Here is a 1,971-nt window from a genome sequence, read left to right on the forward strand (position 1 = left end):
CGGTGTGGACAATGTGACGATCATCGAGATCCCGCCCGCGACCACCGACTTCGCGCCCTATATCGCCCGTATCCGCAGCCTCAAGCCAGACGTCTGGGGCGGCATGCTCTATCCTCCCGCGCAGCAGACCCAGTTGATCGAGGCCGCCTCGGCCCAGGGTCTGACCATTCCCTTCGTCGGCAGCAACAACGTGATCGAGAACGCCACGCTGGCCGCGCTCAGCGCCGCGCCCTTTGCCAATTCAGTGGCGCTCGAAAAGGGAGAAGATGCACAGCGCTTCCCGGTCTGGAAGGAGTACCTGCGCCAGCTTGCGAAGTACGACCCCGAAGGCAAAGTCACGAGCCCGACCGATGGTTCGGTCACCACTGACTGGTACGCGGTCTGGACCTTCGCGCAAGTGGCCCGCAAGCTCGAAGCGGTCACCGTGGACGGCTTCCGCAAGTACGTGACGGCAGCAAGGGATTTCGGCCCCGACATCGGCTCCACCCTGCTGCACCCGATCGACTTCACCGTGCCCTCCGCCGCACAGAATGTCGGGCAGCCGCGACAGGCGAACACCTGGGCGTTCCAGGGCCATGTCGCGGGCGGCAAGGAAGTGGTCGATGACGCCGCGCCCTTCAGCGTCTGGGAACAGACCCCGATCAAACCCTGGCCGGTCAAGACCGCCACTACCGCCCGGAACTGAAAGGACCATCGCCATGTCCACTCATGACACCGCCTTGCGGGACGCGCGGCCTGAAACCATCGACGAGATCATCGCCGAACTGGCACCCGGCGCTGCCCACCGCGATCTGGAACGCGAACTGCCCGTCGATTTCGTCAACCGCCTGCTTGCGGCAGGCCTGGGGGCTCTGCGGGTCCCCGCCGGCTATCGCGGCGGGGGTGCGACCATTGCCGAGCTGGCAGAAGTCCTCATCGCGCTCGCCGCTGCCGACTCCAATCTGGCGCAGATCTTTCGCGGTCATCTCGGATTCGTGGAACTTCTGCGGTTGTGGCCCCGCACACCGGCTTCCGAGGCGCTGCTGCGCTCTGCCGGCAACGGCGCGCTGTTCGGCCCGGCCGCCTCGGAAAAGGCGCGGCCCGATGGCGCGGCATCGACACTGTTCGACATCCGCACTCGGCTCGTGGAGGATGACGAGGGACTCTGGCTATCTGGTGAAAAGTATTACACCACCGGGAGCCTGTTCGCGGACTGGATCAACGTTCTGGTTCCGCAGGAGCAGGGCTTTGCCGAAGTGGTGGTTCCCCGCGACAGTCCTGGGCTCACCATACTCGACGATTGGCAGGGGTTCGGTCAGCGCCTGACTGCCAGCGGCACCGCAATCTTCGATCGGGTGCCTGTCCTCCCAGAACATGTCTTCATTCATGCCGATCAGGATGCCTTCCGGTATATCCAAGCCTTCTACCAGTTCGTGCACGTATCGACGCAAGCGGGCATTGCGCAGCGCATATCGGCGGACATTGCCGAAACGGTGCGCGGGCGCACGCGATCCTACCCGCTCGCCGCCACATCGGAGCCAAGCAAGGATCATCAAGTCCTCGCCGTCGTCGGAGAGACCGAGAGCCGCGCTTATGCAGCGCGCGCTACGGCTCGCCAGCTTGCGCTCGATCTCGAGAAGTACATACAAGGCTCCAAGGTCGGTGACGCACTCGACCAGGCTGTGATCGGCGCCGCATCGGCACAAATCTCAAATACCCGGCTTGTAGGCGAAAGTGCCTGGCTACTGTTTGATGCCGGTAGCGCTTCTTCCACGGATACCGCGCTCGACCTCGATCGCCATTGGCGCAACGCACGTACCGTGTCTTCGCACAATCCCGTGATCTACAAGGCCGCACAGATCGGGAATTATCTTGTCAGCGGTGTGGTCGCGAACGAGCTTGCGAGCTTAAGGCCGGCGCGCTCCTAATCTGGGTTTCGGTCCAATGAAGGGGTCGAAATTGTGAGGTGGTCCCGCTTTTCTGGACAGGGTG

General features: G+C 63.4%; 2 protein-coding genes. Both read left to right on the forward strand.

Annotated elements, in window-relative coordinates; translation table 11 throughout:
- On the forward strand, positions 1-685 hold a 685-nt coding region (locus OKA11_RS24245), incomplete at its 5' end, for an ABC transporter substrate-binding protein (protein ID WP_267225169.1).
- Between the two features lie 13 nt (positions 686-698).
- Positions 699-1,907 carry an acyl-CoA dehydrogenase family protein gene (locus OKA11_RS24250; protein ID WP_267225171.1) on the forward strand — a complete coding sequence of 403 codons (1,209 nt, stop codon included), beginning with the start codon at positions 699-701 and terminating at the stop codon, positions 1,905-1,907.
- The last annotated feature ends 64 nt before the right edge of the window (positions 1,908-1,971 follow it).

Origin of the sequence: Novosphingobium clariflavum (assembly GCF_026420865.1) — a bacterium.
Lineage (GTDB): Bacteria > Pseudomonadota > Alphaproteobacteria > Sphingomonadales > Sphingomonadaceae > Novosphingobium > Novosphingobium clariflavum.